The organism is Streptomyces sp. NPDC030183, assembly GCF_055573455.1.
The window spans coordinates 1-22,346 of the sequence record NZ_JBVIBK010000044.1; the positions used below are offsets into that span (position 1 = coordinate 1).

The 22,346-nt window shown below is 71.9% G+C and carries 22 protein-coding genes; 9 read left to right on the forward strand and 13 right to left on the reverse strand.

The features are described from left to right. Positions 1–157 precede the first annotated feature (157 nt). Both ACZ4Z2_RS35180 and ACZ4Z2_RS35185 read right to left on the reverse strand, forming a co-directional pair. Complete coding sequence (locus ACZ4Z2_RS35180; RefSeq protein ID WP_468081667.1) at positions 158–634, reverse strand: F0F1 ATP synthase subunit B family protein; 477 nt, start codon at positions 632–634, stop codon at positions 158–160. A 104-nt stretch (positions 635–738) separates the two neighbouring features. Then, positions 739–1,218: a macro domain-containing protein gene (locus ACZ4Z2_RS35185; RefSeq protein ID WP_468081668.1), complete on the reverse strand. Its 480-nt coding sequence runs from the start codon at positions 1,216–1,218 to the stop codon at positions 739–741. An 87-nt stretch (positions 1,219–1,305) separates the two neighbouring features. Here ACZ4Z2_RS35185 and ACZ4Z2_RS35190 point away from each other — a divergent pair, with 87 nt between their 5' ends. Then, complete coding sequence (locus tag ACZ4Z2_RS35190; protein ID WP_468081669.1) at positions 1,306–2,031, forward strand: MerR family transcriptional regulator; 726 nt, start codon at positions 1,306–1,308, stop codon at positions 2,029–2,031. 170 nt (positions 2,032–2,201) lie between these two features. Here the strand turns inward: ACZ4Z2_RS35190 and ACZ4Z2_RS35195 are convergent, their stop codons facing one another. The 4 genes from ACZ4Z2_RS35195 to ACZ4Z2_RS35210 form a co-directional block, all read right to left on the reverse strand. Beyond that, complete coding sequence (locus tag ACZ4Z2_RS35195) at positions 2,202–4,376, reverse strand: 3-hydroxyacyl-CoA dehydrogenase NAD-binding domain-containing protein (protein ID WP_468081670.1); 2,175 nt, start codon at positions 4,374–4,376, stop codon at positions 2,202–2,204. A 40-nt stretch (positions 4,377–4,416) separates the two neighbouring features. Beyond that, positions 4,417–5,631: an acetyl-CoA C-acetyltransferase gene (locus ACZ4Z2_RS35200; RefSeq protein WP_468081672.1), complete on the reverse strand. Its 1,215-nt coding sequence runs from the start codon at positions 5,629–5,631 to the stop codon at positions 4,417–4,419. A 61-nt stretch (positions 5,632–5,692) separates the two neighbouring features. Then, complete coding sequence (locus tag ACZ4Z2_RS35205; RefSeq protein WP_468081673.1) at positions 5,693–6,889, reverse strand: CaiB/BaiF CoA transferase family protein; 1,197 nt, start codon at positions 6,887–6,889, stop codon at positions 5,693–5,695. Between the two features lie 145 nt (positions 6,890–7,034). Next, on the reverse strand, positions 7,035–7,415 hold the full coding sequence (locus ACZ4Z2_RS35210) for an MmcQ/YjbR family DNA-binding protein (protein WP_468081710.1): 381 nt from the start codon (positions 7,413–7,415) through the stop codon (positions 7,035–7,037). Between the two features lie 92 nt (positions 7,416–7,507). Between ACZ4Z2_RS35210 and ACZ4Z2_RS35215 the strand changes: the two genes are divergently transcribed. Beyond that, entirely contained in the window at positions 7,508–8,686 is a 1,179-nt protein-coding gene (locus ACZ4Z2_RS35215) for a saccharopine dehydrogenase family protein (protein ID WP_468081675.1), read from the forward strand. Positions 8,687–8,866: 180 nt separating this feature from the next. Here ACZ4Z2_RS35215 and mmpA read toward each other — a convergent pair whose 3' ends face one another. The 4 genes from mmpA to ACZ4Z2_RS35235 form a co-directional block, all read right to left on the reverse strand. Continuing rightward, the gene (mmpA, locus tag ACZ4Z2_RS35220; protein WP_468081677.1) at positions 8,867–9,013 is read right to left on the reverse strand and encodes a morphogenic membrane protein MmpA; all 147 of its coding nucleotides are present in this window, start codon (positions 9,011–9,013) and stop codon (positions 8,867–8,869) included. A 95-nt stretch (positions 9,014–9,108) separates the two neighbouring features. Then, positions 9,109–9,810: an endonuclease V gene (locus tag ACZ4Z2_RS35225; RefSeq protein ID WP_468081679.1), complete on the reverse strand. Its 702-nt coding sequence runs from the start codon at positions 9,808–9,810 to the stop codon at positions 9,109–9,111. Positions 9,811–9,856: 46 nt separating this feature from the next. Further along, positions 9,857–10,180 carry a plasmid stabilization protein gene (locus tag ACZ4Z2_RS35230; protein ID WP_468081680.1) on the reverse strand — a complete coding sequence of 108 codons (324 nt, stop codon included), beginning with the start codon at positions 10,178–10,180 and terminating at the stop codon, positions 9,857–9,859. Positions 10,181–10,271: 91 nt separating this feature from the next. Further along, a complete protein-coding gene (locus ACZ4Z2_RS35235) occupies positions 10,272–11,318 on the reverse strand; it encodes a WD40/YVTN/BNR-like repeat-containing protein (protein ID WP_468081681.1) in 1,047 nt (348 codons plus the stop codon). Positions 11,319–11,614: 296 nt separating this feature from the next. Between ACZ4Z2_RS35235 and ssgD the strand changes: the two genes are divergently transcribed. The 4 genes from ssgD to ACZ4Z2_RS35255 all read left to right on the forward strand — a co-directional run bounded on the left by ssgD (position 11,615) and on the right by ACZ4Z2_RS35255 (position 16,127). Next, positions 11,615–12,031, forward strand: coding sequence for a spore wall synthesis regulator SsgD (gene ssgD, locus ACZ4Z2_RS35240; RefSeq protein WP_468081682.1), 417 nt, complete (start codon positions 11,615–11,617; stop codon positions 12,029–12,031). Positions 12,032–12,376: 345 nt separating this feature from the next. Beyond that, positions 12,377–14,008: an ABC-F family ATP-binding cassette domain-containing protein gene (locus tag ACZ4Z2_RS35245; protein WP_468081683.1), complete on the forward strand. Its 1,632-nt coding sequence runs from the start codon at positions 12,377–12,379 to the stop codon at positions 14,006–14,008. Positions 14,009–14,151: 143 nt separating this feature from the next. Then, entirely contained in the window at positions 14,152–14,928 is a 777-nt protein-coding gene (ddaH, locus tag ACZ4Z2_RS35250) for a dimethylargininase (protein WP_468081684.1), read from the forward strand. A 221-nt stretch (positions 14,929–15,149) separates the two neighbouring features. Continuing rightward, a complete protein-coding gene (locus ACZ4Z2_RS35255; RefSeq protein ID WP_468081685.1) occupies positions 15,150–16,127 on the forward strand; it encodes an acyl-ACP desaturase in 978 nt (325 codons plus the stop codon). A 67-nt stretch (positions 16,128–16,194) separates the two neighbouring features. On the opposite strand, the gene ACZ4Z2_RS35260 is transcribed toward ACZ4Z2_RS35255, so the two are convergent. Then, a complete protein-coding gene (locus ACZ4Z2_RS35260; RefSeq protein ID WP_468081687.1) occupies positions 16,195–16,443 on the reverse strand; it encodes a WhiB family transcriptional regulator in 249 nt (82 codons plus the stop codon). A gap of 312 nt (positions 16,444–16,755) precedes the next feature. On the opposite strand from ACZ4Z2_RS35260, the gene ACZ4Z2_RS35265 reads away from it, so the two are divergent. Together ACZ4Z2_RS35265 and ACZ4Z2_RS35270 are read left to right on the forward strand one after the other, a co-directional pair. After that, on the forward strand, positions 16,756–17,547 hold the full coding sequence (locus ACZ4Z2_RS35265) for a VOC family protein (protein WP_468081688.1): 792 nt from the start codon (positions 16,756–16,758) through the stop codon (positions 17,545–17,547). Between the two features lie 203 nt (positions 17,548–17,750). Further along, the gene (locus ACZ4Z2_RS35270; RefSeq protein WP_468081689.1) at positions 17,751–18,971 is read left to right on the forward strand and encodes a glycoside hydrolase family 64 protein; all 1,221 of its coding nucleotides are present in this window, start codon (positions 17,751–17,753) and stop codon (positions 18,969–18,971) included. A 79-nt stretch (positions 18,972–19,050) separates the two neighbouring features. Here ACZ4Z2_RS35270 and ACZ4Z2_RS35275 read toward each other — a convergent pair whose 3' ends face one another. Beyond that, positions 19,051–20,121: a LacI family DNA-binding transcriptional regulator gene (locus ACZ4Z2_RS35275; RefSeq protein ID WP_468081690.1), complete on the reverse strand. Its 1,071-nt coding sequence runs from the start codon at positions 20,119–20,121 to the stop codon at positions 19,051–19,053. Between the two features lie 151 nt (positions 20,122–20,272). Here ACZ4Z2_RS35275 and ACZ4Z2_RS35280 point away from each other — a divergent pair, with 151 nt between their 5' ends. After that, positions 20,273–21,154, forward strand: coding sequence for a hypothetical protein (locus ACZ4Z2_RS35280; protein ID WP_468081692.1), 882 nt, complete (start codon positions 20,273–20,275; stop codon positions 21,152–21,154). A 41-nt stretch (positions 21,155–21,195) separates the two neighbouring features. Here the strand turns inward: ACZ4Z2_RS35280 and ACZ4Z2_RS35285 are convergent, their stop codons facing one another. Then, positions 21,196–22,173: a multicopper oxidase domain-containing protein gene (locus ACZ4Z2_RS35285; protein ID WP_468081693.1), complete on the reverse strand. Its 978-nt coding sequence runs from the start codon at positions 22,171–22,173 to the stop codon at positions 21,196–21,198. Positions 22,174–22,346: the final 173 nt, after the last annotated feature.

The window sequence follows — 22,346 nt, forward strand, 5'->3', positions numbered from 1 at the left end:
CCTGACCCGAGTACTGGACGTACTCGGGTCAGGGCCCGGTGCGTCGAGAGCGCGTGCATGGCGTCGTGGGGTAGGTGGGATTTTGACGACAGGGCCTAGGTGGCGCGCCTTCCACGCCGCGCGCCTGGAGGAGGAGCTGGGGGCGCGCCCCCAGCTCCTACCGGTGGGGCTGGGCCTCGGCCTCGATCCGTTCGCCCAGGACCTTGCTTGCCAGGTTCGAGGCCAGCTCCGAGACGTACACGCGGAGTTCGGCCTCGGCGGCGGCGCGGTCGGAGGCGATGCGGGCCTGGCCCTCGGTGAGGATGGTGGCGTACTCGCGCTGGGCTTCCGCGCGGGCCTCGGCGACCAGGGTGGTGCCCTCCTCGAAGGCCCGCTGGCGGATGCGGGCGGCCTCGTGGCGGGCCTCGGCCAGGGTCGCGGCCACCTCCGCCCGTTTGCTCTCCGCCTCCCGCCGTACGGACTCCGCCCGCGCCTCGGCTCCGTCGGTGACCGCTTCCCGTTCGTCGAGGACGCGCTGTACCCGGGGCGCCAGCCGGACGAAGAAGAGGAACACCAGCGCGAACAGCACCGCCCCTGCGACGAGTTCCGCAACCGGGGGGTTCAAGGGGCCGATGTCCACCGGGAGGAGATTCATACCGGTGGCTTACCCGGTCACGCGCGCGACGCATCGCACGTCTGCGCCAGAGTTGACCGATAATCGCCGACGGTTCACCCCAACGGCCCCGTTCCGGTGGGCCGTCAGTCGCCGTGGTCGTACACCGTCACCGCTATGCCCCGCCGGACGAGCCGCTCGGTGATCAGCGGCTCCACACGGGACCACCTGCCCCCGGCCAGCCCGCAGCCGATGCGCGGCATGTGGACCGAGGCTTCGAGCTCCAGGGCCTTGTCGGCGAGCAGGGCGAGGGCCGAGTCGATGGCCTCGTAGCGGACGGGGACGCCCTTGCTGCCCGTGCGGGTGCCGCGCTGGCCGATCAGGTTGGCCACCCAGGTGTACGGGCCGACCTGGACGAACTGGGCGGCGCCGAGCCCGAAGTCGTTGTGCGCGCGGTCCCGGTGCCAGGCGCGGTAGGCCGCCTCCGGTTCCGGCCAGCGGCGGGACACGGCGAGGACGAAGCCCTTGCCCCAGCCGCCGATGTCATTGCTGACATGGGCGATGACCTTGACGCCCTTGCCCAGGGGCACCGTGGCGTCCCCCCTGACGTACGTGATCCCCGACATGGCCCCACCGTACGGGCCGGCACCGACAATCGCCCTGAGCCGCTGTTGAAGCTTTCACCGCACTGGTGGGGCAGCGATACTGCATGCATGACGACCGAGACCGGGGACGGCGCCGAGGCGGCCGAGGACACCGAGGAGGGGGTCCTCACCGTCGACGAGCTGGCCGCGCGGGCCGGGGTCACGGTGCGTACCGTCCGCTTCTACAGCACCAAGGGGCTGCTGCCGCCGCCGGTGATCGGTCCGCGTCGGGTCGGTCGGTACGGGCGGGGCCATCTGGCCCGGCTCGCGCTGATCGAGGAGCTCCAGCGGCAGGGCATGACCCTGGCCGCCATCGAGCGGTACCTGCGTCAGCTGCCGCCTGACCTGTCGCCGCGTGACCTGGCCCTGCAACGGGCCGTCGTGGCCTCCTGGGCGCCGGACGCGGTGGAGACGGTGACACGGGAGGAACTGGAGCCGCGGGCGGGGCGGTCCCTCGACGAGGACGACGTGGAGCGGCTCACGGCGATGGGCCTGGTCGAACGGGACGGCGACGGGTTCCGGGTGGACCCCGGTCTGTTGAGGCTCGGGGCGGAACTCCTCGACGTACCCCTGTCGCAGGAGTCGATCCTGGCCGCGCGGAACGTCCTGATCGAGCACGCCCGGGCCGCCGCCCACGAGCTGTCCGGTCTCTTCCGCGACGCGGTGGCCGAGCGGGACCCGCAGGCGGTGAAGTCCCTCTCGGCCCATATGCAGCCCCTGGTGGTCCAGGCCCTGCTGACCACCTTCCAGCGCTCGCTGCGGGATGAGCTGCGGGAGTGGCTGAAGGAGCCGTAGCCTGCTCGAAGAGCTTGGGGGAGCGTGCCAGGCGTCGCGGGCAGACGGGACTTTACGGACACGACCCAGGAAGGCCGGGCCGCAGGTCCGAGCCTTCAGGGGCGCGGGGAACCGCGCGACCAGCCGCGACGAACCCGCGGCCGCCGACGAACCCCGCACCCCCGGGACGGTCAGGCGTCGGCGAACCTCTCCCCCCGCTCCGCCTTCTCCACCAGCAGCGCCGGCGGCGTGAAGCGCGCGCCGTAGCGGTCGGCCAGTTCCCTCGCCCGGGCCACGAAGCCCGGCAGGCCGCCCTCGTAGCCGTTGATGTACTGCAGGACGCCCCCGGTCCAGCCGGGGAAGCCGATGCCGAAGATCGAGCCGATGTTGGCGTCGGCGACGGACGTGAGGACGCCCTCCTCCAGGAGGCGCACGGTGTCCAGCGCCTCGGAGAACAGCATGCGTTCCTGCATGTCCTCGAAGGGGATCCGGTGGCCGGGCCGGGTGAAGTGCTCGCGCAGGCCGGGCCAGAGCTTGGTGCGGCGGCCGTCGGGACCGTAGTCGTAGAAGCCGGCGCCGCCGCTGCGCCCGGTGCGGCCGAACTCGTCGACCATGCGGTCGATGACCGCCTCCGCGGGGTGCTCGTCCCAGGTGCCGCCCGCCTCCTCCACGGCCCGCCGGGTCTCCGTGCGGATCTTGCGCGGCAGGGTCAGGGTCAGCTCGTCCATCAGGGAGAGGACCTTCGCGGGGTAGCCCGCCTGGGCCGCCGCCTGCTCGACCGACGCGGGTTCGATGCCCTCGCCGACCATCGCGACGCCCTCGTTGATGAAGTGGCCGATGACGCGGGAGGTGAAGAAGCCACGGGAGTCGTTGACGACGATCGGGGTCTTCTTGATCTGCCGGACCAGGTCGAAGGCGCGGGCGAGGGCCTCGTCGCCGGTCCGCTCGCCCTTGATGATCTCGACGAGCGGCATCTTGTCGACGGGCGAGAAGAAGTGCAGGCCGATGAAGTCGCTCTGCCGCTCCACGCCTTCGGCGAGGGTGGTGATGGGGAGGGTGGAGGTGTTGGAGCAGAGAAGCGCGTCGGGGGCGACGACGCTCTCGATCTCCTGGAACACCTTGTGCTTGAGGGCGGTGTCCTCGAAGACGGCCTCGATGACCGCGTCGCAGCCGGCCAGGTCGGCCGGATCGGCGGTGGGGGTGATCCGGGCGAGCAGGGCGTCCGCCTTCTCCTGCGTCGTACGGCCCTTGGCGACGGCCTTCGCGCAGAGCTTCTCCGAGTAGCCCTTGCCCTTCGCGGCGGCTTCCGCGGACACGTCCTTCAGGACGACGTCGATGCCGGCGCGGGCGCAGGAGTAGGCGATGCCGGCGCCCATCATCCCGGCGCCGAGGACGGCCACCTTGCGGACCTGGCGCGGTTCGACGCCCTGGGGGCGGTTGGCGCCGGAGTTGACGGCCTGGAGGTCGAAGAAGAACGCCTGGATCATGTTCTTCGAGGTCTGGCCGGCGGCCAGCTCCACGAAGTAGCGGGCCTCGATGACCTGGGCGGTCTCGAAGTCGACCTGGGCGCCCTCGACGGCGGCGGCGAGGATGTTGCGCGGGGCAGGGTAGGGGGCGCCGCCCGTCTGCTTGCGCAGGGTGGCGGGGAAGGCGGGGAGGTTCGCCGCGAACTTGGGGTTGGCGGGCGTACCGCCCGGGATGCGGTAGCCCGGCTTGTCCCAGGGCTGCTGGGACTCGGGGTTGGCGTCGACGAAGGCGCGGGCCTTGGCCATCAGCTCGTCGTGCGTGTCGGCCACCTCGTGGACGAGGCCGTTGTCCAGGGCGCGCCGCGGGCTGTACTGGGTGCCCTGGAGCAGGACCTTCAGCAGGGCGTCGGCGATGCCGAGGAGCCGTACCGTGCGGACGACGCCGCCGCCTCCGGGGAGCAGGCCGAGGGTGACCTCGGGGCAGCCGATCTTGGAGCCGGGGGCGTCGAGGGCGACGCGGTGGTGGCAGGCGAGGGCGAGTTCGTAGCCGCCGCCGAGGGCGGCGCCGTTGATCGCGGCGACCACGGGCTTGCCCAGGGTCTCGATGCGCCGCAGATGGCGCTTGATCTCCAGGCCGCCGTCGAACAGCTGCCGCGCGGTGTCGGGGGTGACCCGGATGAGGTCGCGCAGATCGCCGCCGGCGAAGAAGGTCTTCTTGGCGGAGGTGATGATGACGCCGCGGATGGTGTCCTTCTCGGCCTCCAGCCGGTCGGTGATCACGGCGAGGGAGTCGCGGAACGCCTGGTTCATGGTGTTCGCGGACTGGTGGGGGTCGTCGAGGACGAGGGTGACGAGGCCCGTACGGTCCTGTTCCCAGCGGATGGTGGTGCTCTCGGTCATGAGGGGGCTCTCCGTAGAAGTCTTGTGGTTCCGCCGGGTGTCAGACGCGTTCGACGATCGTCGCGATGCCCATGCCGCCGCCCACGCACAGCGTGGCCAGCCCGTACCGCTTGTCCTGGCGCTCCAGCTCGTCGACGAGGGTGCCGAGGATCATCGCGCCGGTGGCGCCGAGCGGGTGGCCGAGGGCGATGGCGCCGCCGTTGACGTTGACCTTGTCCAGGGAGATCCCCATGTCCCTCACGAAACGCAGGACGACGGCCGCGAACGCCTCGTTGATCTCGACGAGGTCGATGTCGTCGATGGTCAGGCCGGCCCTGGCGAGGGCCTTGCGGGTGGCGGGCGCGGGGCCGGTGAGCATGATGGTGGGCTCGGAGCCGGAGACGGCGGCGGAGACGATCCGCGCGCGCGGGCGCAGGCCGTAGCGGTCGCCGATCTCCCGGGAGCCGATGGCGACGAGCGCCGCGCCGTCGACGATGCCGGAGGAGTTGCCCGCGTGGTGGACGTGGTCGATCTCCTCGACCCAGTGGTACTTCTGCAGGGCCACCGCGTCGAAGCCGCCCAGTTCGCCGATGTCGGCGAACGACGGCTTCAGCTTGGCGAGGGAGTCGGCGGTGGTGCCGGGCCGCAGGTGCTCGTCGTGGTCGAGGACGACGAGTCCCGCGCGGTCCCTGACGGGGACGACGGAGGCGTCGAACCGACCGTCCTTCCAGGCCGCCGCGGCCCGCTCCTGGGACAGGGCGGCGTACTCGTCGACGTCCCGGCGGGAGAAGCCCTCGATGGTGGCGATGAGGTCGGCGCCGATGCCCTGCGGCACGAAGTTGACGGCCAGGTTGGTCATCGGGTCGTTGAACCAGGCGCCGCCGTCCGAGGCCATCGGCACCCGGGACATCGACTCGACACCGCCGGCGAGCACCAGGTCCTCCCAGCCGGCGCGGACCTTGGCGGCGGCCAGGTTGACGGCCTCCAGACCCGAGGCACAGAAGCGGTTCTCCTGGACGCCGGCCACGGTGTCCGGCAGTCCGGCGGCGATCGCGGCGATCCGGGCGATGTCGGAGCCCTGGTCGCCGACGGGGCCCACGACACCGAGCACGATGTCGTCGACGGCGGCCGGGTCGAGGCCGGGGTACCGGCGCCGGACCTCGTGGATCAGCCCGACGACGAGGTCGATGGGCTTGGTGCCGTGCAGGGCGCCGTTCGCCTTGCCGCGTCCGCGCGGGGTGCGGATCGCGTCGTACACGTACGCTTCGGTGCTCACGGGTCTGGCCTTTCGGGTGGCGGTGGAGAGCCGGGTGGTCGGGGGGCGCGGGGGCCGGGCGTCAGACGCCGGTCTCGCCGTCGGGTATCGCCTCGGTCAGGGCGACGTCCGCGGCGGCGGCCGGACAGCGGTCCGTGAGGAGGCCGGGTACGCCCCAGTCGCCGGCCACGTCCGTCGTGTCGGCGCCCGGCTGGGCGGGGCCGCCGCGGACCGAGGTGTGGGTGACGGAGAAACGGGGCGCGGGGGCGGGCTGGGTGATGCCGCCGAAGTCGGTGAAGGTGCCCCGGGCCGCGAGATGCGGATGGTCCGGGGCCTCGCGCAGCGACAGGACGGGCGCCACACAGGCGTCGGAGCCCTCGAAGACGGCCGTCCACTCGTCGCGCGTACGGGTCCTGAAGCGGGCGGCGACCGTCTCGCGCAACGCGCCCCAGGCGGCGACGTCCTTGCGGGCCGGCGCCCGGTCCCTGATGCCGAGGAGGTCGACGAACTCCTCGTAGAACTGCTGCTCCAGGGCGCCCACGGCCATGTACCGGCCGTCGGCGGTCTCGTAGGTGCCGTAGAAGGGGCAGCCGCCGTCGAGGAGGTTGGCGGCGCGGCGGTCCTGCCAGCCGCCGGCGGCGAGCATGCCGTGGATCATCGCGGAGAGGTGCGCGGTGCCGTCGACGATGGCCGCGTCCACGACCTGGCCGGTGCCGGTGGCGCGGGCGTGGTGCAGGGCGGCGAGGACACCGACGACGAGGTAGAGCGAGCCGCCCGCGTAGTCGCCGAGGAGGTTGGCGGGGGCGACGGGCGGGGTGTCCGGGGCGCCGATCATGCCGAGGGTGCCGGTCAGGGCGATGTAGGCGATGTCGTGGCCGGCGCGCTGGGCGAGGGGGCCCTGCTGGCCCCAGCCGGTCATCCGGCCGTAGACGAGGGCCGGGTTGCGGGCGTGGCAGGTGTCGGGGCCGACTCCGAGCCGCTCGGCGACTCCGGGGCGGTAGCCCTCGATCAGGACGTCGGCCCGTTCGGCGAGGGCGAGGACGGTGTCCGGGCCGTCGGCGGACTTGAGGTCGACGATCACGGACCGCTTGTTGCGGTTGGTGATGTCGTACAGGGGGTCGACGGCGAGGCCGGCGCCGCCGGGCCGGTCGACGCGGACGACGTCGGCGCCGAGGTCGCCGAGGAGCATGGCGGCGAACGGGCCGGGGCCGATGCCCGCGAGTTCGACCACGCGCACACCGGCGAGCGGGCCGTGCCCGGGCGTCTTCGCCACTGCCATCGAGAGCCCCCAGCTCTGTGACACCGATGATGTAACACCAGTGATGTTAGGAACGGGTTCCAGCGCGCACAAGGTCTTGGGTGAGCAAACGCTTAGCCATTGTGCCCAAGGTCGTGCCGGATGTCCCGGCACGCACCGGCCAGGCTCAGTGGGCCTCCAGCTCCGCTATCAGGCGCTTGGGGGCGATCGCGCGGTAGCTCTCCTCGACCCAGTCGCAGAGCAGGTCCGCGCTCGGGGCGCCCGGCTCCTCCAGCGGGACGCTGACCCAGCCGGCCTTGCCGAGTCCGTATCCGGCGGGCTCGGCCCCCGGGCAGGTCAGGGCGTGGCCGTGGGCCGCCTCGTCCCTGAGCTTCACGGTGACGCCCAGCGGATGGCTGCCGTCGTCCACGCCGAGGAACACGAACACCTTCTTGTTGACCTTGGCGACGCTCTCGCCCCACGGGAACTCCTCGGCCGCGCCGGGCATGCCGAGGGCGAACTCGCGTACCTTCTCCCATTTTTTCAGGGCGTTCCTGGCCACGGCCACGGCCACCTCCGGATCCCGCGCGTTCGGCTGCTCGTCCCTCACGCTAGCCTCACCCACCGACAACGGCGCGGGGGCGAGGGCTGAGGGGTTCCATGAGCACGCACAGCAGGGCGGATCGGGCGTACGACATCGTGCTCTTCGGGGCGACGGGCTTCGTCGGCGAGCTGACCGCGGAGTATCTGGCCGAGCACGCCCCCGAGGGGCTGCGCTGGGCGCTGGCCGGGCGCAGCGCCGAGAAGCTGGCGGCGCTGCGGGAGCGGCTGCCCGGCGGGGCGGAGATCGGTGTGCTCCGGGCGGACGTGTCCGATCCGGCTTCCTTGCGTGAACTCGCCCGGCAGGCGCGTGTGGTGGCCACGACCGTGGGCCCCTACATCACCTACGGCGAGGAGCTGGTGGCGGCCTGCGCCGACGAGGGCACCGACTATCTGGACCTCACGGGCGAGCCCGAGTTCGTGGACCTGATGTTCGTCCGGCACGACGCACGCGCGCGTGAGACGGGTGCCCGGATCGTGCACGCGGCGGGCTTCGACTCGATCCCGCACGACCTCGGCGCGTACTTCACCGTGCAGCAGCTCCCGGAGGACGTGCCGATCACCGTCGACGGATTCGTGCGGGCGTCCGGGATGTTCTCGGGCGGTACGTTCAACTCCGCGCTCACGGGTTTCTCGCGTACCCGGCAGACGGCCTCCGCCGCGCGGGACCGCAAGCGGCACGAGCCGCGGACGATGGGGCGGCGGGCGTACGCGCCGGTGGGCGCGCCCCGGTTCGCCAAGGAGGTCGGCGCGTGGGCGCTGCCGCTGCCGACCATCGACCCACAGGTGGTGCAGCGCTCGGCGCGCGCCCTGCGGCGCTACGGGCCGGACTTCCGCTACCGCCACTACGCGGCCGTCAGGACGCTGCCGTTCGCGGTGGGCGGGGTCGCGTTCGTGGGCGCGACCGTGGCCGCCGCCCAGGTCCCGCCCGTGCGGCGCCTGTTGGGCAACCTCTACAAGCCGGGCGAGGGACCGAGCGCGGAGCAGCGGGCCAAGAGCTGGTTCTCGGTGCGGTTCGTGGGCGAGGGCGGCGGACGGCGGGTGTTCACGGAGGTCGCCGGTGGTGACCCCGGCTACGGCGAGACGGCGAAGATGTTCGCGGAGTCGGCGCTGTGCCTCGCGTTCGACGAGCTTCCCGCCACGGCGGGGCAGGTCACGACGGCGGTCGCGATGGGTGACGCGCTGATCGAACGGCTGCGCGCGGCGGGCATCACGTTCCGGGTCGCCGCCTCCCGCTGACACGGGCTCAGGACGCGCGGGGGCAGCCGGGGCGTGAGCCAGACCGGCCCACCGCTCCCGTCCGACACTCCGGCTCACCGCTCCGGCCCACCGCTCCGGCCCACCGCTCCGGCCCGCCACTCCGGCCCACCGCTCCCGTCCGCCGCTCCCGCCCGCCGCTGCCGCCCGGCCGTCTTCGTCCTACTGGGCCCATCCCGTCAGCGTGTAGACCATCCCGCCGATCCAGGCGAGTCCGGCGATCAGCGCGAGCAGCAGCCCGGCCGTGACGGCACGCTCGACGGGCTGGCTGGGGGTGGCGGCGGGCTTCGGGGCGCGGTGCGTCGTCATACGGCCCAGCCTGCCGATCATGACGACGCGCCGGTATCCGTACTCGTACTCAGGTACGAGCCCCGGATGTACTCATGTCCGCGCGCCCCGAGGGCTCAGCCGGCCGCCTCCCGCAGGGCCCGGCGGCAGAGCGCGTCGGCGCGCCGGGTCGACTCCGGGACGCGGTAGGCCGGGGTCAGGGCGAGCGTGTGGGCGCAGGCGTTGTCGAGGGTCACGCGGTGGCCGACCGACACGAACACCGGTTTGACCCCGGTGCGGGTGCGCAGAGCGCGGCCCACCTCCTCGGTGCCCGATCCGCCGGCGGCGAGGAGGGGCGAGGCGCTGCCGCGCGGTGCGCCGGGGTCGTCGTAGGTGAACGTGAACGGGTTCTTCGCGACGCCGATCGTGGGGAGCCCGGTGAGGACGCCGAGGTGGCTGGCGAGGCCGAAGCGGCGGGGGTGGGCGAGGCCGTAGCCGTCGCAGACGATCAGACCGGGGTCGCGGGGCAGCGCGTCGAGGGCCGCGAGGACGGTCGGGATCTCCCGGAAGGCCAGCAGCCCGGGGACGTACGGGAAGGAGACCTGTCCGATCGCCGTGGCCTCGGCGACCACGTCGAGGGTCGCCGCGTCCAGGACGACGGCCGCCGCCGCGACCACGTCGCGCTCGTCGTCGTACGCGACGTCGACACCCGTGACGTGTCCGGTGCCGGGCGGCGGCCCGGCCTCGTCGAGGACCACCTTGCCGCGCAACTCGTCCTGCACGGCTCGGGCTTCGTCGTCGGTGGCGGGCCAGCCCGCGGGGATGCGTACGGTCGTCATGGTCCGACGAGCGTACGCATCCCCGGTGGGAGGGCGCCTCACGGGGTTACTTGTCGAGGGCGCGCTTGAGCTGGCTCTTGTTCATGTCGGAACGGCCGCGGATGTTGCGCCGCTTGGCCTCCTCGTACAGCTGGTCGTACGTGGGCCCCTCGGACCCGCTGTGGGAGCGCTGCCCGCCGCGTTTGCCGGACGACATGTCCTTGGTGGACGTCCGGCTCGCGGTCTTGGACTCACCGGACCGGGCGCGTTCCTTGTTGACCGTACGGGCGGCGATCTCCTTGGCGCGCGACTCGCTCTCACCGCGGTCCTCGGCGCTCTCCTTGATGTGCTCGTACTGGCGTTCCCGCTTGGGGCTCGAACCGCGTGGCATGCCGATCACTCCCTTCATGACGCGAACGCCCCACGGGTATCCCGCCGCGCGGGATCCAGTCCCGCCGGCCGCCCCCTCGTCGGCGTGCCCGTCAGTTCTCCAGCCGGGCCACGCGTCCCTTCTCCCCGGCGGCCCAGCAGCCGCGGTCCGGGGTGCAGTCGACCGTGTCGTAGGAGCCGGTGTCGACGGTGCGCCAGGTGCGGCCGCCGTCGGTGGTGAGGTCCGTGCCGGTGGGACCGACGGCGAGGGCGGCCCTACGGCTGTTCGGGAGCCAGGCGACGCCGGAGCGGTAGGCGGGCGGGGGGTGCGCGGCGGACGTCCAGCCGTGGCCGGCGTCGTCGGTGGTGGCCGCCGCGCTCGGGGACGGCTGGTCGGCGCGGTAGTCGCCGCCGACGGCGATGCCGTGGGCCCGGTCGCGGAAGGCGAGAGCGAAGACACCGCGGGCCGGGTCGCCCGCCGGGACGGGGGTGTCGGTGGCCGTCCAGGTCAGGCCGCGGTCGGCGGAGTGCAGCACCCGCGCGCGTGCGGCCCCGCCGGTGGCCAGCCAGACGTCGCGCCGGCCCGAGCTGACCAGGCACTGCCCGCTCGCGGCGAAGCCCGCCTCGCCCTCCAGGGCCGGGGGCATGCCGTCGTTGGGCAGGACGTTCCAGGAGCGGCCGCCGTCGCTGGTGGACAGGATGCGGAACTTCCCGTCGACCGGGTCGCTCATGGCGAGCCCGTGGCGCGGGTCGAAGAAGGTCAGGCAGTCGTAGAAGGCGCGCGGGTCGGTGTTGCGGAAGGTCTCGGTCCAGGTGGCGCCGCCGTCGTCGGTGCGGTACACGCGGGACGACTCGCCCTCGCCGATGGCCAGGACGACCGCCCGGCGTGCGTCGAATGCCTCGATGTCCCGGAACTGCAGATCCTGTGCGCCGGGTGGTGACACCGTGCGCCAGTGCTCGCCCCCGTCCCTGGTCCGCAGCACGGTGCCCGCCGATCCGGCCACCCAGGCCGTGTTCCGGCTGACCGCGGCGAGACCGCGAAAGCGCACGTCGGTGCCGGTCTGCTTCAGTTCCCAGTGCGGTGGCCGGCCCTCCCCCTGTGCCTGCGCGGGCACGGCCAGGGCGGCGGCGAGCGCCGTCGCGGCCAGTCCCGTCGTCATCGTCCGTCTCGTCCGGATCCTGCTTCTCGACTGCCCCAAGGCCCTCATGGCGGGCGAAGCTAGCCCACCCCCCGGGCGCCGTCCAGATGGCCTCGGCCGGGAACCGTGGGGCCGTGTCCGGTGTCCTCTCGGGTATCCCGGGACCCTGGGACGAGAAATGGATCACCCTGGTGATTGGACTCGGTGACAGAGGTCACTCGAAGCCGGCGTGCACGCATCGGCCCGATCCAGCGTCTCATCACATGCCCGGCCAATCCGTCCGGAGCCCGTCCAGCCGTCACGAGGGAGCAAAGGCGTTGTCCACCGTCATCGAGCAGCCCGTAGAGGCCCGTCTCGTCGCCGCCGCGCCGCGGATGCCGAGCATTCCCGCGACGCTCCACTACGACCGCAGCGACCCGTTCGCCGTCCGTATGACCTTCCCCGCCCCGGCCACCCTCGAGGGCGTCGAGGTCTGCTGGACCTTCGCCCGCGAGCTGCTGGTGACCGGCATGGACGAGGCCGTCGGCCTGGGCGACGTCCGGGTGCGCCCGTACGGCTACGAGCGGCTGGTCATGGAGTTCCACGCCCCCGAGGGCACCGCCGTGGTGCACGTCCTCTCGGGCGAGGTGCGCCGCTTCCTGGACCGGACCACCGAACTGGTGCCCCTCGGCCTCGAACACCACCAGGTCGACCTGGACCACGACCTGGCCGAGCTGATGCGGGACGCCTGCTGAGGCCACGCCTCGCGACGCCGCCCCGCTCACGCCGGGGACGGCCGATTCCGGGTGCCGACTTAATCCGTTGACACCCCTGACACGCCCTCCTACCTTGTACAACGGTCCTGTTGCCGTCGATTGGAGAAGGACGTTGCTCGTCTGAGGTCCTGAGACACCGCGTCACACATCATCGCCGTATCCCGGCTTCCTGTGTGCGTTGCGTGCGACCTCGGCGTACGAGCCGTCCCCCGGCAGCGGGCCCTTCTTCGGCCCCGCCCAGCGGGTTCGCCCTCGCCTCGCAGTGTCGCGCTCGCGGTGTCCGCACGCGTTGCCCCGACCACCGCAAGCAACCGCGAGGCCCTTATGTCTACTCCCCTTTCCCTCACCTGCACGTCCCTGTCCTTCGCCTGGCCCGACGGCACGCCCGTCTTCGAGGACCTCCAGATCGCGTTCGGCCCCGGCCGCACGGGACTCGTCGGGGTCAACGGATCGGGCAAGTCGACCCTGTTGAAGCTGATCGCCGGGGAGCTGACCCCGACCGACGGCACCGTCCGGGTGGCCGGCGAGATCGGCTACCTCCCGCAGAACGTCACGCTCGACACCGCGCTGCGCGTCGACGAGGCCCTCGGCATCGCCGCCACCCGCGCCGCGCTGCACGCCATCGAGGCGGGCGACGTGGCAGAGGAGCACTTCGCGGCGGTCGGCGACGACTGGGACGTGGAGGAGCGCGCCCTGGCGACCCTCGGCCAACTCGGGCTCGGCCACATCGACCTCGACCGCACGATCGGCGAGGTCTCGGGCGGCGAGTCGGTGCTGCTGCGCCTGGCCGCGCTGCTGCTGCGCCGCCCGGACGTCCTGCTCCTCGACGAACCCACCAACAACCTCGACCTGTACGCCCGCCGCCGGCTGTACGACGCCGTCTCGGCGTGGTCCGGGGTGATGGTCGTGGTCAGCCACGACCGCGAACTCCTCGACCTGGCCGACCAGATCGCCGATCTGCGTTCCGGGGAGGTCACCTGGTACGGCGGCAACTACTCCGCCTACGAGGAGGCGCTCAGCACCGAGCAGGAGGCGGCCGAACGGATGGTGCGGGTCGCCGAGGCCGATCTGAAGAAGCAGAAGCGCGAACTGGTCGACGCCCAGGTGAAGCTGGCCCGCCGCAAGCGGTACGGCCAGAAGATGTTCGAGCAGAAACGCGAACCGAAGATCGTCATGGGTGCCCGCAAACGGGCCGCCCAGGAGTCCGCCGGCAAGCACCGCATCATGCACGAGGAGAAGCTCGCCGAGGCGAGGGAACGGCTCGACGAGGCGGTGGAGGCCGTACGGGACGACGACGAGATCCGCGTCGACCTGCCGTACACGGCCGTGCCGCCGGGCCGTACCGTGCTCACCGTCCTGGACCTCCGGCTGCGCTACGGGGCCCGGATCGACGGTGGCCTCGACCTGCGGGGCCCCGAGCGGATCGCGCTGGTCGGGCGCAACGGCGCGGGCAAGACCACGCTGCTGCGCACGATCGCGGGCGAGCTGGAGCCGGTGGGCGGCGAGGTGCGGGCGCACGTCCCGCTGCGGTTCCTGCCCCAGCGGCTCGACGTCCTCGACGACGGGCTGACCGTCGCCGAGAACGTGGCCCGGTACGCGCCGGGCGCCACCAACAACCGGGTACGGGCGAGACTCGCCCGCTTCCTGTTCCGGGGCGCCCGCGCCGACCAGCCGGCGGCGACGCTGTCCGGCGGGGAACGCTTCCGGGCGGCCCTCGCGGCGCTGATGCTCGCCGAGCCCGCCCCGCAGCTGCTGATGCTGGACGAGCCGACGAACAACCTGGACATGGCGAGTGTCCGGCAGCTGACGACGGCGCTGGAGTCCTACGAGGGAGCGCTGATCGTGGCCAGCCACGACCTGCCGTTCCTGGAATCGCTGGGCATCACCCGGTGGCTGCTGCTGGAGGAAGGGGGACTGCGTGCCACCACACCGGAGGAACTCGGGACGATCGGCTGATCCCACGTCGGCTACCGCCGAGTATCAAGAGAGGCACAGCCTGGCCGCGGAGGTTTTGTCCTGGTGGGCGGGGGCTGCATGATGGCGGACCGGCGTCGCTTCACGGGCGCCGGAAAACCCTCGTTCGATTCGGAGTCCCACACGTGCCCAGCAAGAAGGCCCTCGTCCGCCGTCCCAGCCCCCGCCTGGCAGAAGGACTCGTGACGCACATCGAGCGCGCGGAGGTGGACGTCGACCTCGCGGTCGAGCAGTGGGAGGCGTACGGGGAGGCCCTGCGGACGCACGGCTGGGAGACCATCGAGGTGGACCCGGCCGACGACTGCCCGGACTCGGTGTTCGTCGAGGACACGGTGGTCATGTACAAGAACGTGGCGCTGATCGCGCGCCCCGGCGCCGATTCCCGGCTGGAGGAGACCGCGGGGACCGAGGAGGCCGTGGCCGCGCTCGGCTGCTCGGTGAACTGGATCTGGGACCCGGGCACACTGGAGGGCGGCGATGTCCTCAAGGTCGGCGACACCATTTTCGTGGGCCGGGGCGGACGGACCAACGCGGCCGGGGTCCAGCAGCTGCGGGCGGCGTTCGAGCCGCTCGGAGCGCGGGTCGTGTCCGTGCCGGTGAGCAAGGTGCTGCACCTGAAGTCGGCGGTCACGGCGCTGCCGGACGGCACGGTCGTCGGACACATCCCGAAGATGGACGCGCCGTCGCTGTTCGGCCGGTTCCTGCCGGTGCCGGAGGAGGCCGGGGCGCACGTGGTGCTGCTCGGCGGCGACAAGCTGCTGATGGCGGCCAGCGCTCCCAAGACCGCGGAGCTGTACGCAGACCTCGGGTACGAGCCCGTCGTGGTCGACATCAGCGAGTTCGAGAAGCTGGAGGGCTGTGTGACGTGCCTCTCGGTGCGCCTGCGGGAGCTGTACGTCTGACCGGGTGATCGTCTCACCGTTTCAGCCCCTGGACCTGCGCGTCCAGGGGCTGTTCGGCATGCGCGCCCGTCCGCTGCGGGACCTGGCTGATCAGGGGCCTTTACCGCGCACTTAACCTACGTCTTCGTAACCTACGGATTCGTAGCCTACGATGCCGTAGGTTCAGTCACGCGCGCGTGACCGCACATGTGTTCATCCCCGGTAGTCCCCCTGGAGCCTCTGTGTCGATCACTTCCCCCCTTCTCGGCAGCCCGTCCTCCGACTGGACCGACGCGCGGCTGCTGTACGCGCTGGAGGAAGTCGTCGAGAAAGAACTCAACCGGCATCTGAAGGTCGCCAAGGACTGGATGCCGCACGAGTACGTGCCGTGGAGCGACGGCCGTAACTTCCCCGGCCTCTTCGAGGACGGCGAGCCCTGGGAGAAGGAGCAGTCGAAGGTCACCGAGATCGGCCGGATCGCCCTCGTGGTGAACCTGCTGACCGAGGACAACCTGCCCAGCTACCACCACGAGATCGCCACGCTCTTCGGCCGTGACGGCGCCTGGGGCACCTGGGTGCACCGCTGGACCGCCGAGGAGGGCCGCCACGGCATCGTGATGCGCGACTACCTGCTCGCCTCGCGCGCGGTGGACCCGGACAAGCTCGAAGAGTTCCGCATGGCCCACATGAGCGAGGGCTTCGAGCACGACCACCGGCACTCGATGCTGCACTCGGTCGCGTACGTCGCCTTCCAGGAGCTGGCCACCCGGATCTCACACCGCAACACCGGCCACCAGTCCGGCGACCCGGTGTGCGACCGCATGCTGGCGCGCATCGCCACCGACGAGAACCTGCACATGGTCTTCTACCGGAACCTGCTGAAGGCCGCGTTCGAGATCGCCCCCGACCTCACCATGCAGGCCGTGCGCGATGTCGTCGTCAACTTCCGCATGCCCGGTCACGGCATGCCCGGCTTCGAGCGCGCCGCCGCGCAGATGGCGATCGGCGAGGTCTACAACCTCCGCATCCACCACGACGACGTCCTCCAGCCCGTCCTGCGCTTCCTCAGGGTGCTGGAGATCGACGGCCTGGGCCCCGACGGCCTGAAGGCCCAGGAGGAGCTCGGCCTCTACATGGACGGCCTCGACGCGGAGGCCAGCAAGTTCGACGAGAAGCTGGCGGCCCGCAAGGCCCGGATGGCGGCACGCGCGAAGGCGTGACGCGGGGCCTCGTCCGAGCGGGGGCCGGTCACGGGCCTCAACCGTCCCCTCGGGGTCGTGGGGCGGGTCAGCCGCGTCCGGTGCGCCGGAGGTGGAGCCTCTCCTTCTCGGACAGGCCGCCCCAGACGCCGAAGCGCTCGTCGTGGGCCAGGGCGTAGTCGAGGCACGCGGCGCGCATCTCGCACATACCGCAGATGCGCTTGGCCTCCCGCACGGAGCTGCCGGGGTCGGGAAAGAAGAAGTCGGCCCCCGTCTGCGCGCACAGCGCCCTCTCCTGCCAGGCGATGTCGACCGGGGTGATCGTGTCGGTGTGCATGGACAGGATCGTGCCGGTCGACGAAAAACGTTCGATCAACGCCGCATCAACACGGCGGCCCGGCCCTTTCATGGTCCCTCCGGAAAGCCGCCCGGCGCACGGCGGCGCGCGGGGCGGCGTGGCCCGGAGTCTCCGCGTCGGGCCCCGGTGGCCGCGGCCCGGAGTCTCCGCGTCGGGCCCCGGTGGCCGCGGCCCGGGGTCACCCCGACGGCCGAGCCGGGTCGTAGCGCCCCCGGCGATTGTCGGTGGGCGGTGCGAGACTCGGCAGAAAGGCAGTGGGGTCCTCCGAGGGCCCCTCGGAGGAGGGCCAGGATGCTCACCACCCGTTTTGTCACCGGCGCACCGAACTGGATCGACCTCGGCACCCCCGACATCGAGGGAGCCGGCGCGTTCTACGCCCACCTCTTCGGCTGGCGGTTCCAGTCGGCCGGACCGGAGATGGGCGGCTACGGCTTCTTCCAGCTCGACGGCCGGACCGCGGCGGCCGGGATGCAGAACCCCCCGGAGCAGGGCCCGCCGTCCTGGAACGTGTACTTCCAGTCGCCGGACGCGGACGCCACGGCCGCGGCGACGGAGCAGGCGCACGGCTCGGTGCTGATGCGGCCCATGGAGGTGGCGGAGGAGGGCCGGATGGCCATCCTCGCCGACCGTGCGGGCGCCCCCTTCGGCATCTGGCAGCCCGGCCGCACCACGGGCCTCGACGTCGTCACGGACCCCGGTTCCCTGTGCTGGCTGGAGCTGTACACCCCGGACCTGCCCGCCGCCGCCGGCTTCTACAACGCGGTGTTCGGCTGGGAGACCACGGCGATGGACTTCGAGGGCGGCAGCTACACCTGTGTGAACCCGGCCGGCACGGAGGAGAAGGACATGTTCGGCGGCATCGTCCCGCTGGACGAGGACCCGACCGAGGCGGAGTCCGCGCCGTACTGGCTGCCGTACTTCGAGGTCACCGACACGGACGAGACGCTGCGGAAGGCGCAGGAGCGCGGCGGCGGCGTACGGATGCCGGCGACGGACCTGCCGGGTGTGGGCCGTATCGCCAAGCTCACCGACCCGTACGGCGCCCGCTTCGCGGTGATCAAGAGCGCACCCCCGCAGGGCTGAGGGCCACGACTCACCTGGCGGCCGTGCCACGGCTCATCCGACGGCCGCCTGCTGGACGACATCAAGTCCTGAACGTCGCACATTCCTGAGAGCGCTCTCAGTCATAAGTCTTGACGGCTCAACCTCCCCTGGGAACAGTGGGGACACCGCAGCAGGGGCCACGCCCCCTGTGCCTCCACTCCCCACACCCAGGAGGCCCCACCATGCTCTCCCGTCGTAGGTTCCTCGCCGGAACCGCCACCGTCATCGGCGCGTCCGCCGCTGGGAGCGCTCTCAGTGCTCCGGCGCGGGCCGCCGCTCCCGCCACCTGTCAACTGGCCCTGCGCAACGCCTCGTTGCCCGGCACGGTCCGGGCCTACGTCACCGGGCACGAACAGGCGACCGGCGCCTGGGTGCTGCTGCGGGCCAACGGCAGCGTCTACCGGCCGGCCTCGCCCTCGGCACCGCACACCCCGCTGCCCGTCGACTGCGCCATCCCGCTCGGCCCGGCGGGCTCCGCCCCCGTCGTGCTGACGCTCCCCCAGATGTTCGGCGCCCGGGTCTACTTCGTGCGGGACAGCACCCTGGACTTCTTCCTCAACCCCGGCCCCGCGCTGGTCGAGCCGGCGTTCGCCACCCCCGCCGACCCCAACTTCGGCAAGACGTGGTCGTTCTGCGAGTTCACGTTCGACCCCACCCAACTGTTCGCCAACATCAGCTACGTCGACCTGGTGACGGCCCTGCCCATCGGTCTGACCCTGGAGGGCAACACCAGGCAGACCGTGGCCCCGCTGCCGAGCGGCGCCGTCGACCGGATCGCCGCGGATCTCGTGGCCCAGGCGTCGAGGGACGGCCAGCCGTGGGACCGGCTCGTCATCCGGGGCGGCAACGGCAGAGTCCTGCGGGTCATCTCACCGCAGAACCTGATGGCGCCCTACTTCGACCGGCCGGACCAGATGCCGTTCCGCTCCTACTGGGACGCGTACGTCAACCAGGTGTGGGACAAGTACCGTTCGACCGACCTGAGGATCGATCTGCAGGGCGGCCGGGGCGTGCTCACCGGCCGGGTCTCCGGCGACCGGCTCACCTTCACCGGCGGCCACTCCTTCGCCAAACCCACCTCGAAGGACATCTTCACCTGCAACCACGGCCCGTTCGCCAACAACCCCGGTGACCCCGACCCCAAGAAGGCCCTCCTCGCCCGGATCGCCGCCGGGTTCAACCGCTCGCTCATGCTCACCCACCCCGCGCAGCCGAACGGGGCCACGGCGGGCGACTACTACCGGGGGGCCGTGACCAACCACTGGTCGCGGGTCGTGCACGCCAACTCGCCCATCGGGTACGCGTTCCCGTACGACGACGTACGCCCCGACGGCCAGCCGGACGTGTCCGGCGCCGCACACGACGGCAACCCGCGCCGGTTCACGGTGACGGTGGGCGCCTAGGCCCTGTCGTCACATTCCCGCCGTCGCCCGAAGGGCGGCCCGCGGCGTCAGGTGCGTGCCCCCCGCTCCGCGGCGGGGCTCACGCGGAGGCGCGTCGGACCAGGGTCGTCGGGAGAACGACACTGGTCGGCGCGCCGGTGAGGCCCCTGCCCGGGGCGGGGCCCGGGTCCTCGTCGCGTCCGCGTCGTTCGAGGCCGCGCAGCAGGAGCCGGGCCATCAACCGGCCCATCCCCTCTATGTCCTGACGAACCGTCGTCAGCGGAGGGTCGGCGCTCTCCGCCACCGGCAGCATGTCGTCGAAGCCGACCACGGCCACGTCCTCGGGCACCCGCCGCCCCCGTTCGCGCAGCACACGCAGGGCACCGGAGGCCGAGAGGTCGTTCGCGGCGAACACCGCGTCCACCTCGGGGCAGCGGTCGAGGAGGACACGCATCGCGCGCTCACCGCCGGCCGGCGTGAAGTCGCCCTCGACGATCAGCCGGGGGTCGGCGTCGACCATGACGTCCCGGAAGCCGTCGAGGCGGTCGACCGCGGAGGTCTGGTCGAGGGGGCCGGTGATGTGGGCGACCCGGGTGCGGCCGAGCCCGACGAGATGCCGTACGGCGTCCCGTGCGCCGCCCCGGTTGTCACTGTCCACGTAGACGGTGGGACCGTCGCCGCGCGGTCCGTCGCCCCAGCCGGGCCGGCCGCCGAACACGGTCGGCACACCCGCTCCCTGGATCAGCCCCGGCAGGGGGTCGTCGAGATGCAGGGAGAAGACCAGCGCCCCGTCGACGTGCCCGCCCGCCAGATACCGGCCGACCCGTGCGTAGTCCTCGGGGCCCTCGGTGAGCAGTAGTACGAGCTGGGAGTCGTGGGCCGTCAGCTCCTTGCTGATCCCTCGCAACTGGAGGGCGAAGAAGGGGTCCGCGAAGACCCTGGTCTCCGGCTCCGCGATCACGACGGCCACCGCGTCGTGCCGCCGGGTGACCAGGCTGCGCGCCGCCTGGTTCGGGACGTACCCGAGTTCCTCGACCGCCCTGCGCACCCGCTCCACCAGTGGCTCACGGACGCCCTCGCCCCCGTTGACGACACGGGAGACCGTCGCCCTCGACACCCCGGCGCGCGCGGCCACGGCCTCCAACGTGGGACGCGACACTGCCTCGGTCACTTCGGGACTCCTCCAGAGCGGGTGGGGATCAGGATAGCCGCGGCCCGCCCGGCCTGAGAGCGCTTCCGGATCGGGTGGAGGTCCGCCGGAATCGGGTTGCGCCGGGCTCGGGGCGGCCATGAGGATCACCGTATGACCACGAGAAAGGCCCATGACGCCTGACCGCCTCGCCCCGTACGCCCGTCTCCCCCGCGCGTACCACGATGATCTCCGTCTCCTCCACAGCACGGTCGACGCCTTCGGCCGCGCCCACTGGCTGCTCCGGACGCCCGAGGAAACACCGGGACCGTACGACGCGGTGATCGTCACCGTGGACGACGGCGCTTCGCACGAGACCGCGCTCAGTTCGGTGACCGCCCGTCACCCCAGGATCGACTCGCTGCCGGACGGCGGTTTCGTCGTCGCCGACGCGCGGAGCGGGACGGGCGACGGGCAGGTCCAGGTCTTCGACGCGCTGGGACGCCCGTCCTGGGCGTTCCGCGTCGGCGACGCCGTCAAGCACCTGCTGACCGACAAGTCCGGCGACCTGTGGGTCGGGTACTCCGACGAGGGTGTGTTCGGCGACGATCCGCTCAGTGCTGCGGGCGCACGCCGCTGGAGCGCCACCGGCGAGGCACTGTGGGAGTACAGCCCGCCGCCCGGGGCCGACGGGATCGCCGACTGCTACGCACTGAACGTGGACCGGAGAGGGGCCTGGGTGTACCCGTACACCACCTCCACCCGCTTCGCGCTGGTGGAGGTGCGCCCTGACCGGCCGCTCCACCTGCGGACGACACCGGTCGAGGGCGCGTCGGGCGTGGCCGTGGACGGGGCGCGCGTCGCGTTCTTCGGCGGTTACGGCAAGGACCGTGACCGGCTGGTCGTCGCCTCGCTCGGCGACACCTGGGTCGACGTCCTGGCCACGGCCCGCCTGACGCGCGCGGACGGTACGCCGCTGGACGGCCGACGACGAGTCGTGTCGCGAGGGCCACGCCTCTACGTCCAGGAGCGATCGAGCACCGAGTGGGGTGTGCTGGACATGGGCGGGGGCTGAGACGAGACGCCCGGGCGGTCGCGTCCGTGCGACGACGGGACTCAGTGAGCGTGCTCGTGCGGCTCGTAACCCGGGATCGTGCCGTCCGGCTTGCGGACCAGGAACAGGCCGACCATGCCCATGTCGGAGTGGCTCTGGACGTGGCAGTGGTACATCCAGGCCCCGGCGCCGACCCCTTCACCGGCGATGATCTGGAAGCCGAAGGAGTCGGCTGGACCGCAGATCTTGTTGTCGATGACCTGACTGGGGTCGTCGGGGCCGGTCAGCTGGCCCGTGCGGTTGTCGGCCCAGCGATGTCCGTGCAGGTGGAAGGTGTGGTAGTACTCCCCGTGGGTGATGACGACCCATTCCACGCGGTCGCCGACCGTCGCGTCGAAGTTCGGTCCGGTGTGGGCCGGCTTGTTGTTGATGAGCATGTCGTTGAAGACGACGGTGACGGTCCTGTCGGGGAGGACGTCGCCCTTGCGGCGGACGACGACCGGGCCGTAGAGGCCCTTGCGGATGCCGACCGTGCCGTGTTCCGTGCCGACGACATGGTCGTGGTAGTGCCAGTACCCCGCGCTGCCGGCCCGCCAGGTGCCGTCCTTGCGCCGCCCGGGTGCGTGCGTCCGCCAGGTGTACGTACGGGTGCCGCCGGGCTCGACGTCGCTCTTGTTGAGGCTGGTGCCGTCGCTGGAGGTCTCGTAGTCCAGGCCGTGGACGTGCAGGCTCGCCCGGACGTCCATGGTGTTCTCGAACTCGATGTGCAGCGTGTCGCCTTCGTTCAGTTCGATCAGCGGGCCGGGGACGGACGCCTTTCCCTTCTCCAGGCCGTAGCCCATCTGACCGTCCGCCAGTTTCTCGGCGTACAGCTTGATGTGCCGGACCTCGCCGCCCGCGGGGGCGGTCCGCGGGGCCGTGTCGGCGCTCGCGGCCTCGGGGGCGCCGACGGTGTCGATCGCCACGGACAACGATGTCGCGGCGGCCGCGCCGCCCAGCAGCAGCCGCCGGTTGAAGCCTCGTCTGTCCAGCCCGTCCATACGGAACTCCCCATGCGGAAACGGCATTTGCGCGGACACGCCTGAGTCTGTGGCGAACCTGTGAGACGGTAGCGGCACGACGGGCGTTTATCCACACCCAGGACAAAGTTGATGGCATTCCGGTCATACGTATTGGCCTGCCGCGCAAAGCGGTCTAGCTTCCTTGGCGCTGT